This window comes from Clostridium tertium (genome assembly GCF_017873245.1).
GTDB lineage: Bacteria > Bacillota > Clostridia > Clostridiales > Clostridiaceae > Clostridium > Clostridium tertium.
The window spans coordinates 1-17062 of sequence record NZ_JAGGJY010000015.1; the positions used below are offsets into that span (position 1 = coordinate 1).

16 protein-coding genes are annotated in these 17062 nt (G+C 28.2%); 5 read left to right on the forward strand and 11 right to left on the reverse strand.

From position 1 onward, the window contains the following. Positions 1 to 808 precede the first annotated feature (808 nt). On the reverse strand, positions 809 to 2248 hold the full coding sequence (nagE, locus tag J2Z25_RS14810; protein ID WP_008675948.1) for an N-acetylglucosamine-specific PTS transporter subunit IIBC: 1440 nt from the start codon (positions 2246 to 2248) through the stop codon (positions 809 to 811). A gap of 540 nt (positions 2249 to 2788) precedes the next feature. Here nagE and J2Z25_RS14815 point away from each other — a divergent pair. Continuing rightward, the gene (locus tag J2Z25_RS14815; protein ID WP_008675950.1) at positions 2789 to 3307 is read left to right on the forward strand and encodes a PTS sugar transporter subunit IIA; all 519 of its coding nucleotides are present in this window, start codon (positions 2789 to 2791) and stop codon (positions 3305 to 3307) included. A 48-nt stretch (positions 3308 to 3355) separates the two neighbouring features. Here the strand turns inward: J2Z25_RS14815 and glcT are convergent, their stop codons facing one another. Together glcT and J2Z25_RS14825 are read right to left on the reverse strand one after the other, a co-directional pair. After that, on the reverse strand, positions 3356 to 4216 hold the full coding sequence (glcT, locus tag J2Z25_RS14820; protein ID WP_008675953.1) for a glucose PTS transporter transcription antiterminator GlcT: 861 nt from the start codon (positions 4214 to 4216) through the stop codon (positions 3356 to 3358). A gap of 35 nt (positions 4217 to 4251) precedes the next feature. Further along, positions 4252 to 5187, reverse strand: coding sequence for a GNAT family N-acetyltransferase (locus tag J2Z25_RS14825; protein ID WP_008675955.1), 936 nt, complete (start codon positions 5185 to 5187; stop codon positions 4252 to 4254). 178 nt (positions 5188 to 5365) lie between these two features. Between J2Z25_RS14825 and J2Z25_RS14830 the strand changes: the two genes are divergently transcribed. Both J2Z25_RS14830 and msrA read left to right on the forward strand, forming a co-directional pair. Next, positions 5366 to 6043, forward strand: a complete 678-nt coding sequence (locus J2Z25_RS14830) for a DUF4230 domain-containing protein (protein ID WP_209741138.1) — start codon at positions 5366 to 5368, stop codon at positions 6041 to 6043. Between the two features lie 76 nt (positions 6044 to 6119). Continuing rightward, complete coding sequence (gene msrA / locus J2Z25_RS14835; protein ID WP_097034501.1) at positions 6120 to 6590, forward strand: peptide-methionine (S)-S-oxide reductase MsrA; 471 nt, start codon at positions 6120 to 6122, stop codon at positions 6588 to 6590. A gap of 138 nt (positions 6591 to 6728) precedes the next feature. On the opposite strand, the gene J2Z25_RS14840 is transcribed toward msrA, so the two are convergent. The 5 genes from J2Z25_RS14840 to J2Z25_RS14860 all read right to left on the reverse strand — a co-directional run bounded on the left by J2Z25_RS14840 (position 6729) and on the right by J2Z25_RS14860 (position 12429). Beyond that, positions 6729 to 8081 (reverse strand): carbohydrate ABC transporter substrate-binding protein, encoded by a 1353-nt coding sequence (locus J2Z25_RS14840; protein ID WP_008675961.1) that lies wholly within the window; start codon positions 8079 to 8081, stop codon positions 6729 to 6731. Between the two features lie 134 nt (positions 8082 to 8215). Beyond that, positions 8216 to 8374, reverse strand: a complete 159-nt coding sequence (locus J2Z25_RS14845; RefSeq protein WP_209741139.1) for a DUF6903 family protein — start codon at positions 8372 to 8374, stop codon at positions 8216 to 8218. Between the two features lie 77 nt (positions 8375 to 8451). Next, a complete protein-coding gene (gnpA, locus tag J2Z25_RS14850; RefSeq protein WP_111928431.1) occupies positions 8452 to 10611 on the reverse strand; it encodes a 1,3-beta-galactosyl-N-acetylhexosamine phosphorylase in 2160 nt (719 codons plus the stop codon). A gap of 15 nt (positions 10612 to 10626) precedes the next feature. After that, positions 10627 to 11523 (reverse strand): carbohydrate ABC transporter permease, encoded by an 897-nt coding sequence (locus J2Z25_RS14855; protein ID WP_008675965.1) that lies wholly within the window; start codon positions 11521 to 11523, stop codon positions 10627 to 10629. A gap of 12 nt (positions 11524 to 11535) precedes the next feature. Then, positions 11536 to 12429 (reverse strand): carbohydrate ABC transporter permease, encoded by an 894-nt coding sequence (locus tag J2Z25_RS14860; protein WP_008675967.1) that lies wholly within the window; start codon positions 12427 to 12429, stop codon positions 11536 to 11538. A gap of 177 nt (positions 12430 to 12606) precedes the next feature. Between J2Z25_RS14860 and J2Z25_RS14865 the strand changes: the two genes are divergently transcribed. Next, positions 12607 to 13476, forward strand: a complete 870-nt coding sequence (locus J2Z25_RS14865) for a helix-turn-helix domain-containing protein (protein WP_008675968.1) — start codon at positions 12607 to 12609, stop codon at positions 13474 to 13476. Between the two features lie 171 nt (positions 13477 to 13647). Here J2Z25_RS14865 and J2Z25_RS14870 read toward each other — a convergent pair whose 3' ends face one another. Beyond that, complete coding sequence (locus J2Z25_RS14870) at positions 13648 to 14406, reverse strand: tRNA threonylcarbamoyladenosine dehydratase (RefSeq protein ID WP_008675970.1); 759 nt, start codon at positions 14404 to 14406, stop codon at positions 13648 to 13650. Positions 14407 to 14813: 407 nt separating this feature from the next. Between J2Z25_RS14870 and J2Z25_RS14875 the strand changes: the two genes are divergently transcribed. Further along, a complete protein-coding gene (locus J2Z25_RS14875; protein ID WP_097034500.1) occupies positions 14814 to 15506 on the forward strand; it encodes a 5'-methylthioadenosine/adenosylhomocysteine nucleosidase in 693 nt (230 codons plus the stop codon). 53 nt (positions 15507 to 15559) lie between these two features. On the opposite strand, the gene J2Z25_RS14880 is transcribed toward J2Z25_RS14875, so the two are convergent. Together J2Z25_RS14880 and J2Z25_RS14885 are read right to left on the reverse strand one after the other, a co-directional pair. Then, on the reverse strand, positions 15560 to 15973 hold the full coding sequence (locus J2Z25_RS14880; RefSeq protein ID WP_008675974.1) for a hemerythrin domain-containing protein: 414 nt from the start codon (positions 15971 to 15973) through the stop codon (positions 15560 to 15562). 233 nt (positions 15974 to 16206) lie between these two features. Then, the gene (locus J2Z25_RS14885) at positions 16207 to 16761 is read right to left on the reverse strand and encodes a rubrerythrin family protein (protein WP_008675976.1); all 555 of its coding nucleotides are present in this window, start codon (positions 16759 to 16761) and stop codon (positions 16207 to 16209) included. Between the last annotated feature and the right edge of the window lie 301 nt (positions 16762 to 17062).

A 17062-nucleotide genomic window follows, 5' to 3' on the forward strand; every position in this document is an offset into this window, starting at 1 on the left:
ATCTTTGCTCAAATTACTTTGAGTCTTAATGTTAAGACGTCTAAAAGAATTGCTGGTTTGTTTACTTAACTTATTTTCTGTTCAATTTTCAAAGACCATTTTCTTCATCGCCCTCAAGCGACTTTCTTATCTTATCACTTATTCACTTTCTTGTCAACAATGTTTTTTAACTTTTTTCAAGTTATCTTGCTGCAATCAATTCGTTAATAAGTGACGATTTACATAATATCATGTTAGATTCCCCCTACTCTTTATGAAATAATCTTATTTTTATAAATTATATTGATTTCTCTATACTTTTCTTCTATTTTCTTATTTTTTTAATTACTGATACACCAGGATAGGTTAATTATATATTTTTATGTTAACACCAGTGTACATTGTGTATATCCTTATATATATAGATATTTCTGTTTGTTTAATCCTATATTTATATACAATTATATATAGGATTTTAATTTTACAATCTATATATAATTGTATGGTTTATATGATTATTTTAATAATCTTCATAATTAAAATTAATAATACATTATAAAGTTAACTTACTTTTTTAAACAAAATAACAACACTAAGCTTATGAATAATAAAACTGAGTTTATATAAAATCTAAATTTAGATAAGATATAGTGCTTTAATGTAATATTTTATATATTGTATGAATATAACCAGTTAATTAATATAATTGAAGTAATCTATCTATTTAATGTTTATTTATAACTTTTATTATATAAATAGAAATAGAAGGCACACTTTCGTACACCTTCTATTTCTATTTACTTTATTTTATTTTATTTTATTTTATTTATTATCTCTTTAATTCTGCTTTTATTGCATCAGCAACAAATTGCACATTTGTTCCAACTATTACTTGGATATTTCCTTTTCCAGGTCTTATAACCCCTCTAGCTCCTAGAGCTGTTAAACTTTTATCTTTAATTATAGCGTTATCTTTAACACCAAGTCTTAATCTAGTAACACAGTTGTCTACTGATACTATATTTTCTTTTCCACCTAAAGCTTGGATATATGCTTTAGCTAATTCATTCATATCTCCACTAACTGCTACATTTTCACTTAATTCATCATCGTCGTCTTCTCTACCTGGAGTCTTTAAGTTGAATTTAGTGATTACGAATCTAAATACTACATAGTATAAAATTGCAAATACTAAACCAATTGGTATTAACCAAAGTGGATTTTCAGCCATTGGAGCCTTAAAGCTTAAGATCCAATCAACAAATCCAGCACTGAAGTTAAATCCAGCTCTTACTGGTAATAATGTACAAACTATAGCTGAAACACCTGTTAAAGCAGCATGAACTACATATAGTCCTGGTGCTAAGAACATGAATGCGAATTCTAATGGTTCTGTAACTCCTGTAAAGAATGAAGATAATGCAGCTGCTAATAATAATCCATATACAGCTTTCTTCTTATTATCTTTAGCAGTATGATACATAGCTAAAGCTCCTGCTGGTAAACCAAACATCATTACTGGGAAGAATCCAGTCATGTACATTCCAGTTACACCTTGAGTACCTGTTCCTGCCCAGAAGTTTCCGATATCATTAATTCCTGCAACATCAAACCAGAATACTGAGTTAAGTGCATGGTGAAGTCCTGTAGGTATTAATAATCTATTAAAGAATGCATATATACCTGATCCAACAGCTCCTGTAGAAACAATTGCCTTACCAAATGATACTAGTGCATTGTAAACTACTGGCCATACAAAGAATAATACAAGTGCTGCAACTAATGATGCTAATGCTGTCATAATTGCAACTGATCTCTTACCACTGAAGAAACCTAAAGCATCTGGTAATTTAGTATTTTTAAACTTGTTGTAACATGTTGCCCCGATTAAACCTGCAACAATACCAACGAATTGAGTTTGAATTTTTGAGAATGCTGCTGGTACTTCTGCAACATCTATTCCTTTAAACATTCCAACAACTGCTGGGCTTAATAAAGTTGTGATCATAAGCCATGAAACTAAACCAGCAAGTCCTGCTGTACCATCATTATCGTCTGACATTCCAACTGCTACACCAATTGCAAAAAGAATAGCCATATTATCAATTAGAGCTCCACCAGCTTTTAATAAGAAAGCTGCCATAACATTGTTAGCACCCCAACCTGTAGGGTCAATCCAATAACCAATACCCATTAATATACTTGCAACAGGTAATGCTGCTACTGGAAGCATTAAAGATTTTCCTAATCTTTGAAGATACTTCATCATAATAATAAATCCTCCTTAAATTTTTTTATATACAAATTTAAGCAGCTGTATAATATAATTCCGAGTAAGAAATAAAAAAAGCCGAAAAGGATATTATAGATATATAAATCCTCTTCGGCTCATGCTCAACTAATTGATAACACGCCTAAATTTGTACACATATTTTATTTACAATATTATTGTATCATCTGTTGTTATTGTTTTCAATATCCTTTTTTATTATTTTTTGATGATTTTCTTAAGATTTCATTAATTATATTAAATATGCTCATCTTTGCTAACGATTTCATTAGTTTTTTTTTATTTAGTTTATTGACAACTATTAATAACTATATATATAATCATACTAGACGTGTTACTGTTTAATCAGGCATGAGTCCATCTATAATTTTAGGGCTTATGCCTTTTGTTTTTAACATTTTGTATATAATATTTATGTATTTATTCTTAGATATTTATAAATACTATAAGTATTAATTTATACACTCATTAAAATTTGAAGTAGAAAGGATGTGGATTCCTGATTATTCAGGAAATACTATGTTTAATTTTATTAAGAACTTATTTAAGTCAGACTCAAACAATGAAAATGCTGTAGTTAATCCTAACGCACTTGTTGCTCCTGTTTCTGGTAAGATTATTCCTTTATCAGAAGTTCCAGACCCAGTTTTCGCTGAAAAACTAGCTGGAGATGGAATGGCTATAATAGCTGAAGGAGATACTATTGTTGCTCCTGCTGATGGAGAAGTTACTCTTATTTTTAAAACTAAGCATGCATTTGCTATGACTTTAGAAAATGGATTAGAGTTACTTATTCACATAGGATTAGAAACTGTTTCTCTTGATGGAGAAGGTTTTGAACAATTAGTTGAACAAGGTACAAAAGTTAAAGCTGGTACACCATTAATTAAAATAAACAGAGAATTAATCTTAAGCAAAGGATTATCTCTTGCTACACCAGTATTAATAACTAATGTTGATGCAACTAAGTCAATAACTCCAGTTGAAAGTGGAGATGCTGTTGCAGGCAAAACTGTAGTTGTTAACTTCGAAGTATAATAATTTTTTATAAAATAAAAATCAGCCATATTTTATAATGGCTGATTTTTATTTTATAATTGAAACTCTAAATCTCTCTATATGCATTGCTAAATATGCAACTTCATCTTCTGATATAGTCGGAATCTCTAAAGTTCTACAGATTATTTTTTTTGTCTCTTCTGCAATTTCATATGATACCCCATATTTTTCTTTTATAATATCAATCAAATCATTTTTTATCGGTGTATCAGTAATTATTCTTTCTATGGCAAATCTTATATGAGTTAGGAACCTTGCATAATCTAAAGATCTTCTATCTATTTCTATATTTAATCTATCTTCAACATGCTCAATTATAGAATTACTTAAAAAGCTATATTTTATAGTATTAGATAACTTTCCATTATTTCTGGCTGAATGAATATGTAAGGCAATAAATCCTTTTTCTCCTTCAGGTATATCTAATTTTAATTCCTCACTTATTCTATTTGCCAATCTACTAGCCATTTCAAACTCTTTATTATATAAGGTTTCTATTTCTACTAAGAAAGGATTTTGTATCTCTTCGTTATCTTCTAGCCTTTTTATTGCATAAAATAAATGATCTACTAATCCTACATGAATATTCTCATTAAGATCCTCTCCCAATTCATCCGTTATTTCAGCAATTACCTCTTCAACTAATGCAATTAATTTTGTATCTACCCTATTTAAGATTTCTTTAAAATTTCTTTGATTTTCCTTATCTTCAATTATGAACACCTTCTCTACTGAAGTCCCTTTTTTTATAATATCTCCTGTTTTTTTGCCAAATCCTATTCCTTTTTGAAAAAGTATCTTTTCCTTTCCTTTTTCCCTTACAAGTAATATGTTGTTATTAAAAGATTTCACTACAGTTGTATTTCTATTTAATATAATCTCTTTCATAAACACCTTCCTCTTATCACGTATAATAATTAATATTATTTTTCTAATATCTTAAAAAAGGTTATATGATCCTTCCAGGCCCCATTTATAAATAAGTATTTTTCATTTAACCCAATTTTTTCAAACCCACATCCATTAAGTACGGCTTTTGATTTTTCATTATTTGTTAAAACAGAAGCTTCTAATCTATGCAACTCTAACTCATCTCTTGCATAATCTATAACTAATCTTAATGCTTCTTTCATGTACCCTCTACCTTGAAAGTCCTTATCAATAGAGTATCCTATTATTCCACTTTTAAAAACTCCATAAACTATATTAGATATCTTAATCTTACCAATTAGTTTTTCACCTATATATATTCCAAAGTCTATTCCAGTACCACTCATTAGATGTTTATAACCTTCTAATAAAATATCTCTTTGAACCTCATATGTGTAAAAGTTATTATCCCTACTTGGCTCAAAATTACTTAAATGATCTTTATTTCTTATGTTATATTCTAATAAAGCTTCTGCACAATCAGGAGTCAAATTTCTTACAGTTACATTTTCTCCAACTAAATTAATTAGGAAACTCCTTTGAGTATTGTTATACTCATTTCTATTTATTCCAAAGCTTAATTCATCTAAAAATACTCCATTAGAAAAAAGATTTTCAGTAAATATCCCTTCTAATGTAAATCCTAAATCTAAAAATACTTTATAATCAATATTTTCATCTACTAAAACATTGGTCTTATATATATTTATATCTTTAAATATAGCTCTTAATATACTTTCTACAGTTTCTTTTAATAACTCATATTTATTTTCTTTATAAAACTTTAGTTTAACGGTACATTTTTTATTGTCCTTATCTAGCTCAACTATAGTAAATCTTCCTATAAATATATTATTTTTATCTTTTATAATATAATCGCTAAATGTCCCTTTAACTAAATCTATACTTATTCCTCTGTTTTCGCTCATAACAAAATCTCCTAAGTTGTATATATTCATACCAATAATTATATTATAACGATAAACGTACATTATGCACAACATATTATATTCGACTAATTAATCAATATTCGAAATTGAATTAATGTTCATTATTACAAATAAACTTTCATATAATTAATTACTATTAAGTATCTTAGGAGTTTATATGCTTATTTTAAAGCTTTTCAAAAAAAATAGAAATAATAATAAAAAGAATAGTGTAAAAAGTTTTTTTAAGTTTTTTCTAATACTATCATTAACCCTACTAGTCTGTAAATTATTTTTAAATTGTAGATCACAAGCAAATAGTTCAAACCATTCAAATATTAATAATATAAAAATAATTTCTGAGGAAAGTTTAGTTAAAGAAATTAAAAATGTCAATAAAATAATTCCTCTAGAAGTAGAACTTTCAAAAACGGTAACAATAGATAAAAGTTGGGGCGAACTTGAAATATTAAAGAAATATAAAAGAATAAGATTCTTTGCTAACTGCTCATATTCTATAGATTTATCCCAAATTACTACTGACGATATAAACATTGATAATAAAAATAAAGAACTAAATATAATATTAACTAAGCCTGAAATCTTTAGCATTAATATTAATAGAAAAAAAACAGAGTATGAAGAATCCTCTAATGGTTTACTTAGATTTGGAGAAATAAAATTAACTTCTGAAGAGTTCGATTTAATTCAAGAAGAAGTGAATAAAGGTTTTGAGGAAACTATGAAAAGTGATGAAATATATAATAAGGTTATCTCTAACACTAAAATTTCTTTAGAAAAACTATTAGATCAAATAACAGAAGACAAAATGAATATCAACATATCTTTTAAATAAATATAGCTTATTTTCTTTATAGATGTATAATATATTTAAATAATTTATACAATTAAATTTATAAAGGAGTGATAAAATGAAGAGAATAGTTTTAGCAGGTGGATGCTTTTGGGGAGTAGAAGAATTTCTATCTAGATTAAATGGTGTAGTATCTACAGAAGTAGGATATGCAAATGGAAGAACTGAAAATCCAACTTATGAGGATGTATGCAATAAAAATACTTATTTTGCTGAAGCTTGTTTAGTTGAATATGATGAAAACAAAACATCATTGGAACATATATTAAATGAATATTGGTCAATAATTGACCCCACTGTATTAAATAGACAAGGACCAGACGTCGGAAGTCAATATCGAACAGGCATGTATTATTTAGATGAAAATGACTTGGATACACTTCTTAAAAGCAAGGAAGAAGAACAAAAAAAATATGATAAAAAAATTGTTACAGAGGTAAAACCGTTAGTTAATTATTATAAAGCTGAAGAGTATCATCAAAAATATTTAAAGAAAAATCCAAATGGATATTGTCATATAAAATTATAGTAGGAATATAGTAACAAATAAAACAATAAAAAACTCAGCTAGAGCTGAGTTTTTTTATTGTTTTATAGAGTAAGAATTATAAAAATTTAAGTTTAGAAAAATACCCCTTGTTAAATTTTTACACCATATTATTTATGATTAATTTTTTATTATATTTGCCCTCATCTTATCTGTAGCTTCTTGTAATGATGTTTGCCAATCTTTAACTGATTTATCTCCAGTCATTACTGAATCAACTGTACCAACATATATATCAGAATATGTTAATCCTTCTACTGGTTCAGTTGCTGCAAAAACTCCAAGTAAAGCTTTAGCACCGTTATCATACATCTTTAATAACTCAACTTGTAATGGCTCTAAATATTGATTTGCAATTTCCATAGATCCCTTAACAGGAACAACTCCCTTAGCATTTTCAGCTATAATCTTAACTGCTTCATCACTATAGATATAAGCCATAAACTCTTCAGCTAATTCTTTATTTTTAGCATCTTTTGGAATATACATTTGTTCTATAAAGCTTACAGAATATTGGTCTCCACCATCCTTAAATGCTGGATAAGCCATGAATCCCCATTCAAAGCCATCTGCCTTTGGAGCATCCTTCATTTCATCTGGTAACCAAGTTCCATTTGGTATAAATAACGCTTTATTATCTAAAACTAACTGTTGATTATTTTTAAAACTTTGATTATTAGCATTTGCTACAACTGTTGGATCTAAGTAATCCTTAAGTTTTCCTACTGTTTCTAATGCTTTAGTTGCTGGTTCAGAAGTCCAGAAACCTTCTTTATAATTCATAGCATCCTTAAATGCCTCTTCTCCACCTGCTGCTGCAAGCATTGGTGGAATCATACAATCTAAATAACCAGCAGTTGGATATGACCATAATGATATTCCATCAGCCTTTGCCTTGTCACCTAAAGCAAACATTTGATCCCAAGTCTTTGGAAGCTCGTACCCTTTTTCAGCAAATAAAGTTTTATTATAGAATAAACCTGTTGGACTATAGAATAATGGCAATAAATATGTCTTTCCATCTCCATATGGATTTGTAGCATAGCTATCTGTAAATCCAGGTAGTAATTTATCCTTTACTGTTACATCTTCTCCTGGAACTTTCATATTTAGTACATTTGATAAATCCTGTAATCCTTGTTCCTTAGTAAATGTTTCAGTTAATGCATCTGGTCTTCCAGTTGCTAAATATATAAAGTCCGGAACATTTCCTGCTTGAATTTGAGGACGAATAACTTCTTCTATATTAGAAGCAACTGTTAATTCAACGGTTACGCCTTCATGGGATTTTTCAAAGTTTTCCTTTAATTTTTCCCAATAAACCTTTCCATATCCACCTTCAAAAGCAGCAATTTTTAAAGTCTTTGTTTCACCAGCAGAGGCTCCTGTACTATCTCCTTTTCCTCCACATCCAGTTAAGCTAGTCATTACCATAAGTGAGCTTAATAATAAGGCTAATGTTCTCTTTTTCATTACATTTCCTCCCTTTCCCCTTTTTAATATACCAATTAATAATTTATATTTTAATTCTATTACTTTGTAAACGTTATTTATATAATATTTTTGCTTATTATTTTATTAATATTGCTTATATTCTCAATATTGTTTTATTGATACTTTTTATTATAGATATATAGTTCTCCTAGAATCCCTGCCATACCTATAAATATTATTAATAATCCTAAATAACCATTAATGGCATTACCTTTAATAACCAAAAACATGGATAGAAAAAATATCACAGTTAAAATTATATTTTTTACCATCTTGCTTCCTCCTTTAAGGATGTGATAAAAACTTTAGCAGAAAATCAACCTACTCATCATTCACATTCAATTTAATATTATTTTATATCAATCCATTTTATTTCTGCAGGATCTAATTCCATAACAATTAATTTACCTTCGCCATCATAAATATTTGATGTTTGCTTTTCATTAGAATTATTTATAACCGCATATCTATTTGATTCCAAATAAGCCGATACTTCGCAATAAGGATTATCTGAATACCATCTCTTCATTTCACTTTCTTTATTTGCTGCATAATAACAAGCTCTTGTTAGAATACGTGTGTTTTGAATTGAATATGGTAATCCAGCTATATATACAGTACGACCTTTTCCATAACTATTTGCAGCCATTAATAAATCGCCATTTGTGTACTTTATTATTTCAGTTGATTCTTTTACTGAATAAATATTTTTTTGACCTTCTCCAAAGTTTAACTCTTCAAATATATCTTCTGTTATAAAATGCTTATCCAACTCTTGCTTGAAGTATTTATCTGTACTTAATGAGAATCCTAATTCCTTATCTATTCCTAAAGCATCTGAAAGTTGGAAGTAATGTCCTCCATTTAGTACAGCAGAAGGCTCTCCAATTCCTATGAATCCTCCGCCGTTATATATCCACTCTCTAATTTTAGTAACAATTTCCTCATCAAGCCATTTTTCTCCACCACTAAATGCAGTGCCTGCATCTCCAGCATTTATAATTACATCAATGCCATCTGGAACTCCTTGATTTTTTATATCATCAAAACTTATAAAGCTTACATCTACACTCATACCACTTAAAGATTCTATCACTCCTAGATATGAATATATTTGCTTATACCATAGAGCATGTGCAACCATATGTGTTTGCCATGTACGTAATTTACCCCAACAATTAAGAACTGCAACTTTTAATCCGCAATGAGGCTTATTTCCATTTATAGTATCATATATTTCTCTAAATTCATTGCATACACTCTCTATATAATCAACAAAATTAGGGAACTTATATGCTAATGATAAATATCCTCCATATCCTATTCTATCTACTGGTTTTCTCATTATTGCACGTCTAGCTGTTATCCAGTTTTCTCTAGCTTCTATAGTAGGATCATTTCCTTCATAAAATGTATCTGGGAAAAAGTATGGTAGAAAACGTCCTTCAGTATATTTAACCCCTGGAATATCTGATATCATTCTAAGAGTAGCACCGCTACCAACAGATCCAACTACTGCATCTAATCCTATATTCTCAAAATATTTACCATAAGGCTCTGTTCCTATCCAGTTATCACCAAGGAACATCATTGCTTCTCTTCCATGTTCATGAGTAATATCAACAAGCTTTTTAACATTATTAGCTACGAATTCTTGTTGAAAATCCATGTAATCTAAGAACTTTTTGCTTGGAACTCTAAATGAACTATTGTAGTATCCTTGGTCTATAATATCCTCTGGTCTTAGCTTATATCCCTTTACTTTTTCAAACTCTCTTAAGGCCTCAGCACTTACACTTGAACTATATCCAAACCAATCAACATACTTTTCCTTTGCTCTATCATTAAATACTAATGTAAAGTGATAAAAAAATGTTGTGAATCTAACTACATCAGTTTCAGGATGCTCATCTAACCATTTATGCATTGCCTCAAAAATATACTTGTTTGTCTTTGGTTTTCTTGCATCAAATGGCATTTCATGAGGTCTATCTCCCCAATTATTAGTTATATGATTATACATTTGGGTAGGATCCCATATGCAATATGCTAAGAATGATACTGTGTATTCATGCCAGGCTTTTGTATCATTTATTATTACTTCTTGTGTTTCTTCGTTATAGCTCCATTTATTTAAATCAACAACTTCTCCAGTTGTCCTATCTATTACTTCCCAAAATTCTTTAACATCATGATAAGAATCCGGCTTTACTTGCTGATCAAAATATCCTTCCATTATTTTTATTACTAATGTTTCACTAGTAGCTAAATGATGCTTAGTCATTAAATAAGTTTGTTGTAATTCTTCCATATTTTGCTCTGCCCACTTATTATCACCACGTGCAACAAAATAAGTAGAATATATCTTTTCTGCTAATCCCTTTATTTCTCTTGGTAGCTTAAATCCATCACAATCACGTATTGCATCTGCCCCCCACTTTTCTGCTATCTCCATTGTCTCTTTTATAAAATTATCATCCGTTGGAATTGTAACTCTCCCTTTATTCATTTTTGTCCTCCTCTATTATTCTTTTATTCCGCCTACTGTCATACCTTCTGTAAGTTTCTTTTGAACTAATATATATAAAATTATTGTTGGAATCATAACTATAACTAAACCAGCATATAGAGCTCCGTAATCAGTTGCTGTTTTTTGAACTTGCATTAAATTTATTAATCCTAATGGTAATGTTTTTGCTTTATTAGGAAGCATAGTTAGTGCAATTATATATTCGTTCCAAAAAGCTAAGAAATTAAATAATATAACTGTTATGATACTAGGCTTGGCCATTGGCATTATAACGTGAATTAAAGTTTTTAAATTACTACATCCATCTACGTAAGCTGCCTCTTCATATGCCTTAGGTAATGATTTAAAAAATGTCATAAGTAAGTATATAGTGAAAGGTAAAGCTGTTGATGCATAAATAATACTAACTACTATTCTGCTATCTAAAAATACTGTCATACTTGCTGGTATTGCAAAGATATTTCTTACTAACTTTTCTCCATCTAATACCAATAAGAATATAGGTACAACAATATAATTTACATTTATAAATAACCCAGCTGAAAATAGTAAATTTAATACCTTTTTGCTTTTAAATTCAAATCTTGATAAAACATAGGCTGCAGGTATAGATACAACCAATAAAATTATTAACGCTAGTCCAGTTACTATTACTGAATTAATAAAATATTCACCCATGTTTGCTTCAATAAATGCTTTACGGAAATTTTCTAAGTAAAATCCTTTTGGTAATGCCCATGGATTACCATAAAACTCCGATTTATGCTTAAATGATGCTAATACAGCCCATCCCAAAGGAATTAATATGCTTAAAGCAAATATAGTTAAACATAAATAAGTAAAAATTTTCATTAACTTTTCTGTTGATGCCTTTTTATATGATTTTTCCATATCAATCCCTCCTTAGAATTCTATTACATCTCTTTTTGTTGCTTTACTTATTACTAGTGATAATCCAAAAGAGAAAATAAATATTATTACTCCTATAGCCATACCGTACCCATATGATGAGTTAGAATACGCCTGCTTGTACATATAACTTAGGAAAACTTCTGATGATCCATCAGGTCCACCAGCAGTCATAACCTTTACAAATAAGAAGCTTAAATTTATTGTACTGATTATAAAGAATGTTAAAGTAGTTCTTATAACATTCCAAATTAAAGGTAATGTTATTTGTAAAAATTGATTCCATCTTGATGCCCCTTCTAATTCTGCTGCTTCATAAAGGCTTTCCGGAATACTACTCATACTTGCCATATACATTACCATATAATAACCTACTGCTTGCCATATCATTGCAATAGCTATACACCATATAACTACCTTTTGATCACCAAGCCACATTCGTTTTAAATTTTCTAAACCGAGCGAACCAAGACTTGCATTTATTATCCCTTTTTCAGGATCTAAAATTGCTGAAAATATAGCTGATATAACTACAACTGATAAAATATTAGGAAAATAGAAAACTACTCTGAAGAAATTTTTGAATTTAGTATCTTTTCTAGTTAATACTGCGGCTGAAGCTATTGCTAAAATCATAGTTACAACCGTTACTATTACTAATAGAAATATTGTATTTTGAAACGCTTTAATAAAATTGCTATCTTTAAATAATATTGTAAAGTTGTCCAATCCTACAAATTTCTTGTTATTTGATAATCCCCCCCATTTAAATAATGACATCCAGAATACATTTATAGTTGGAATTACCATGAATAATATAAAAAGTATTAGTGCCGGGATTACTGAAAATCCTATAAACACTTTATTTACAGTGCTTTTCTTGCGCATTTTTATAATTCCTCCCCTCATTTCTCTCTCTACATATATTTATTCTACCTTCATGAAACCTTTTACACAATAATATTGTTGCTCAGTTTTATTGTAATATTGCTATCTAAATATTATTAAAAATTTATATATATTGTGTTATAATAAATAAAACAATATGTAGATTGGAGGTGTATCATGGGTAATACAAGATATTTAATCAATAAAAAGAACTATGATCCAAATTATGAACTACTTTATATCAGTAAATCAAAATTTGAAAACGATTGGCATAGCACAGCTCATTTTCATCCGTTCACAGAAATATTTTTTATAACTGATGGAAAAGGAGCGTTTCATTTAGATGATGCTATTGTTAATGTTAATAAATGGGACCTAATTGTAATTAATCCTAACTGTTTACATACAGAAAAATCATCTTTATCAGATTCCCCTTTAGAATATATCGTTCTCGGGGTAGACAACCTGTTGTTAAATTTTCCTGAATCCTATAGTTTGACTAATAATGAACAACAAATTAATCTATATAAAATAATGAACTTTTCTAAAGATAAAGATTTGATACTTAATTACTTTAATCAATTAATTAATGAAGTAGAAAATAAAGAATTTAATTATGAACATGCATGTAAAAGTATCTTAACACTATTCATAACTCACATCATACGCAGCACAACATCGCTACAATTTATAGAAGAATCTCAAGAAAAATTAAACTTAGAATGTGTAAAAATAAAAAATTATATTGATTCCCACTATGCTCAAAATATAACTTTAGACTTTTTATCTGATTTGTCTTATATGAATAAATTTCATTTAGTTCATACATTCACTAAACATATAGGGGTTTCTCCTATAAACTATGTTATAAACAAGCGTATTCAGGAAGCTAAAAATTTACTAGCCACTACTAGCTATTCAATTAGAGATATTGCTTCCATCGTTGGCTTTGGAAACTCCTCTTACTTCAGCCAAATGTTTAAAAAAGTAACTGGAATTTCTCCTAAAAGTTATAGAGTAAAAAATTCAAAAGATAAAGATATTTAAAAATTCAGGAGTAAGATTCATTATAAAAAATAACAAATCTTACTCCTGAATTTTAAATATTTATTACTTAAATTTTATATAATACAATAAAATACTAGCTTTATTTAAATGATATAAAACAATTTTATTTAACCGCTAGTTCTTTCGTCTTTCACATAACTTATATATCAATTAAATTTCACCTATAATAGATTTTATAACTTCTCCACCAAGGATCATACCTGCAACTGGAGGAACAAATGATATACTTCCTGGTATTTGTCTTTTAATTGCACATTTTTTAGTACCACCTGTACAAACACAACCAGTCTTACAAGTAACCACATCTTCATCTTTCGGTCTTCTTGGCTTTTCTTCTGAATACACAACTTTAAGATTTTTCACGCCTTTTTTTCTTAATTCATATCTCATAACCTTAGCTAAAGGACAAACTTTCGTATCATATATGTCAGCAACTTTAAATTGTGTTGGATCAAGCTTGTTTCCTGTTCCCATTGATGCAATTATGTTAATATTCTTTTCGTAGCAGTACTTTGCTAAAGCTATTTTAGCAGATACAGTATCAATTGCATCTATTACATAATCAACATCATCAGGAATTAATTCTGCCAAATTCTCTGGAGTAACAAATACTTGGTGAGTAATAACATTACACTTTCTATTAATAGTAAGTATTCTTTCTTTCATAACTTCAACTTTTACTTTGCTTATAGTTCCATATGTAGCATGTATTTGTCTATTTAAATTAGTTAAGCAAACAGTATCATCATCAACTAATATTAAGGTTCCAACTCCAGCTCTTGTTAACGCTTCAACAGCAAAGCTTCCTACTCCACCAACTCCAAATACCATTACTTTTGAATTTTTTAGTTTTTCTAGTCCATCATTTCCTATAAGTAATTCTGTTCTAGATAATGGATGTTGTAACATTCACTTCTCTCCTTTTTATATCTTATGTATATTTCACCAAAGAATAATTTTAATTTATATCTTATTTTAGACTATTATTTATTTATATACAATAATATTATTTTCCATATAATAAAAATAGTATAACTTAACATAATTTCTAATAATAAAATTATATGTTTTATTTAAACGAATTTTATTATATGATAATATAAGTTATAAATTGCAAGACTATTTAATAATGAAAGAATAAAAAAATGAAAAAGTAAAAGAATTAAGGTTATTTTGCTACGCAAAAATTAAATTATAAGTGCGAAGTACTTTATATTCAAAGATCTACCAAGGATTTTCACCTTAATTTGTTCATTACTTCATTATTTCATTTCTTAATTATTTTGCTTTGCAAATATATTTCAAGGAGGTTAGTCATGATTTTAGGAATTATAAGTGCAATGACTGAGGAATTAGAATTACTTCTAAAAGATATGTCTATTGAAGAAGAAACAAAGAAAGCAAATATGACTTTTTATAAAGGAACTCTAGGGGATAAAAATATAATTGCAGTTGTTTGTGGTATTGGTAAGGTAAATGCTGCTATTTGTACTCAAATATTAATATCTGAATATAGAGTATCTTCTATAATAAATGTAGGAGTTGCAGGCGGAATTGGTAAAGATATTTATCCTGGAGATGTTGTTGTTGGAATAGACTTAGTTCAACATGATATGGATACAACTGTATTTGGTGATCCCCATGGTCAAATTCCAAGGTTAGATACTTTTTCTTTTAAATGCGACGATAAATTAGTTAACGCTGCTTTAGCTGCATGTGAAGATATTAAAGAAATTAATACATTCTCTGGTAGAATCGTATCTGGAGATCAATTTATATCAAGTGTTGAAAAAATTCAATGGTTTGAAAAGGAATTTAATGCAATATCTTGTGAAATGGAAGGTGCAAGTATTGCCCATGTATGTTATTTAAATAATATTCCATGTGTTGTTATTAGATCAATATCTGATAATGCTAATAATGGAGCTCATATGGATTATGAAAAGTTTATTCCTATAGCAGTTAGAAATTCAACTATAATTTTAAAGAGTATGTTAGAAAAACTATAATAAAATAAAACAGATAGGCAATGGAATTTAATAGTCTATCTGTTTTCATTTTATTATAGAGATTTAATTTTAGGATATAAGCTTTTATCTTCTTTCTCTATTCTATTTTCTAATAGTTTCAATACTTTTTTGCTTTCTATCAAAAATTTATCTTTATCATTTAATATCTTATTTTTAGTATTAAATTGATTTTTAAACTCAGTAAATATTATGTGAATACTTCCCATTTCTTCGCTATATTCTTTAGATATATTTCTTAAATTAGTATTACTACTATTAATTAATTCTGGATACAAAAACTTGTCCTCTGTTTTCATATGAATATTTAACTTTCCAGCAAGTGTGTTTATATCCCAAACTAATTCATCCAAACTATCTTCCATATTTCTTATGCTTAAAATGCTATTAATTTTTTTTAATAATCCTTTTATATCTAAATGTTGTCTTTCTAGGTTATCTATATTCATATATGTAACTCCTATCCTTACTTTTATCTATTTTTAACTTAACTAAATTATAAAACAAACTTGTCCCATTTTATGTGATTGAAGTCACAATTTTACTTATTATAAAAACTAACATAATAGCAAAACATTATAAATAGAATAAATTTTTTATAACCACTAAATAAATAAAAACATACGCAAATAAAATGCATATGTCTTTATTTATCATATAATTATTTGAAATAATCTTGATGTTAGAAAGATTTGAATATATCTTTTTTTGCACCACAAACTGGGCAGTTTTCTACATTATCTCCAATTTCAGTGAATCCACAAATTGGACATACATAAATAGTTTCATCACTTATATCTTTTTGTTGCTTAGCCATATCTTGAGCGTCTTTAAACATTTTAGCATGTATTTTTTCTGCTTCTAAAGCATAATGGAAAGATCTTTGAGCATCACTTTCATTTTGGAATTTTGCAGTTTCTAAATAAACAGGGTACATTTGATCTATTTCGTGTAATTCACCATCGATTGCACCTTGTAGGTTTTCAACTATATTTGTATGACCAAATATAGCTCCAGCTGCAACTGTTTTATCTCCCAACTGCTCATTTAATACATTAAAGTGATTCTTAGCATGACACCATTCTGCATACGCAATTCCTCTAAAAAGTCTTGCTATATTTGGATAACCATCCTTTTCAGCTGAGTCACCCCAAATTGTGTAACGCATATGAGCCATACTTTCTCCACCATATGCCGAACTTAAAAAATCTACTGTCATTGCATTTTTTACTGACATAATTTAAACACATCCCTTCTACTAAATAACATTATTATTATTCCAAATATACAAATAATAATTCATTAAAGTCTTTTAAATATAATAATAAATGCATTTGATGCCCAATTATAAACTATGTCCTCCCCCCTAAAATTATACATATAACTATATAAAAATATTTCGAATCTATATTAATTAATCAATTTTATGGTATTGCGTTCTTAGGCCTTTATATAAACATATTTCTAAATTCAGCTTTTTATTTTCATAAAAAAGAGTTATAAGCTTAGATATAATCTTTTTAATCTTTATATCTTAG

Bases quoted from the DNA above. Each gene is read 5' to 3' on its own strand.
- J2Z25_RS14860 (WP_008675967.1), bottom strand. From the start codon at position 12,429: ATGCGCAAGAAAAGCACTGTAAATAAAGTGTTTATAGGATTTTCAGTA.
- J2Z25_RS14865 (WP_008675968.1), top strand. From the start codon at position 12,607: ATGGGTAATACAAGATATTTAATCAATAAAAAGAACTATGATCCAAAT.
- J2Z25_RS14845 (WP_209741139.1), bottom strand. From the start codon at position 8,374: ATGGTAAAAAATATAATTTTAACTGTGATATTTTTTCTATCCATGTTT.
- J2Z25_RS14855 (WP_008675965.1), bottom strand. From the start codon at position 11,523: ATGGAAAAATCATATAAAAAGGCATCAACAGAAAAGTTAATGAAAATT.
- J2Z25_RS14880 (WP_008675974.1), bottom strand. From the start codon at position 15,973: ATGAATATAGATAACCTAGAAAGACAACATTTAGATATAAAAGGATTA.
- J2Z25_RS14870 (WP_008675970.1), bottom strand. From the start codon at position 14,406: ATGTTACAACATCCATTATCTAGAACAGAATTACTTATAGGAAATGAT.
- glcT (WP_008675953.1), bottom strand. From the start codon at position 4,216: ATGAAAGAGATTATATTAAATAGAAATACAACTGTAGTGAAATCTTTT.
- J2Z25_RS14885 (WP_008675976.1), bottom strand. From the start codon at position 16,761: ATGTCAGTAAAAAATGCAATGACAGTAGATTTTTTAAGTTCGGCATAT.
- J2Z25_RS14815 (WP_008675950.1), top strand. From the start codon at position 2,789: ATGTTTAATTTTATTAAGAACTTATTTAAGTCAGACTCAAACAATGAA.
- J2Z25_RS14825 (WP_008675955.1), bottom strand. From the start codon at position 5,187: ATGAGCGAAAACAGAGGAATAAGTATAGATTTAGTTAAAGGGACATTT.
- gnpA (WP_111928431.1), bottom strand. From the start codon at position 10,611: ATGAATAAAGGGAGAGTTACAATTCCAACGGATGATAATTTTATAAAA.
- nagE (WP_008675948.1), bottom strand. From the start codon at position 2,248: ATGATGAAGTATCTTCAAAGATTAGGAAAATCTTTAATGCTTCCAGTA.
- J2Z25_RS14830 (WP_209741138.1), top strand. From the start codon at position 5,366: ATGCTTATTTTAAAGCTTTTCAAAAAAAATAGAAATAATAATAAAAAG.
- J2Z25_RS14875 (WP_097034500.1), top strand. From the start codon at position 14,814: ATGATTTTAGGAATTATAAGTGCAATGACTGAGGAATTAGAATTACTT.
- J2Z25_RS14840 (WP_008675961.1), bottom strand. From the start codon at position 8,081: ATGAAAAAGAGAACATTAGCCTTATTATTAAGCTCACTTATGGTAATG.
- msrA (WP_097034501.1), top strand. From the start codon at position 6,120: ATGAAGAGAATAGTTTTAGCAGGTGGATGCTTTTGGGGAGTAGAAGAA.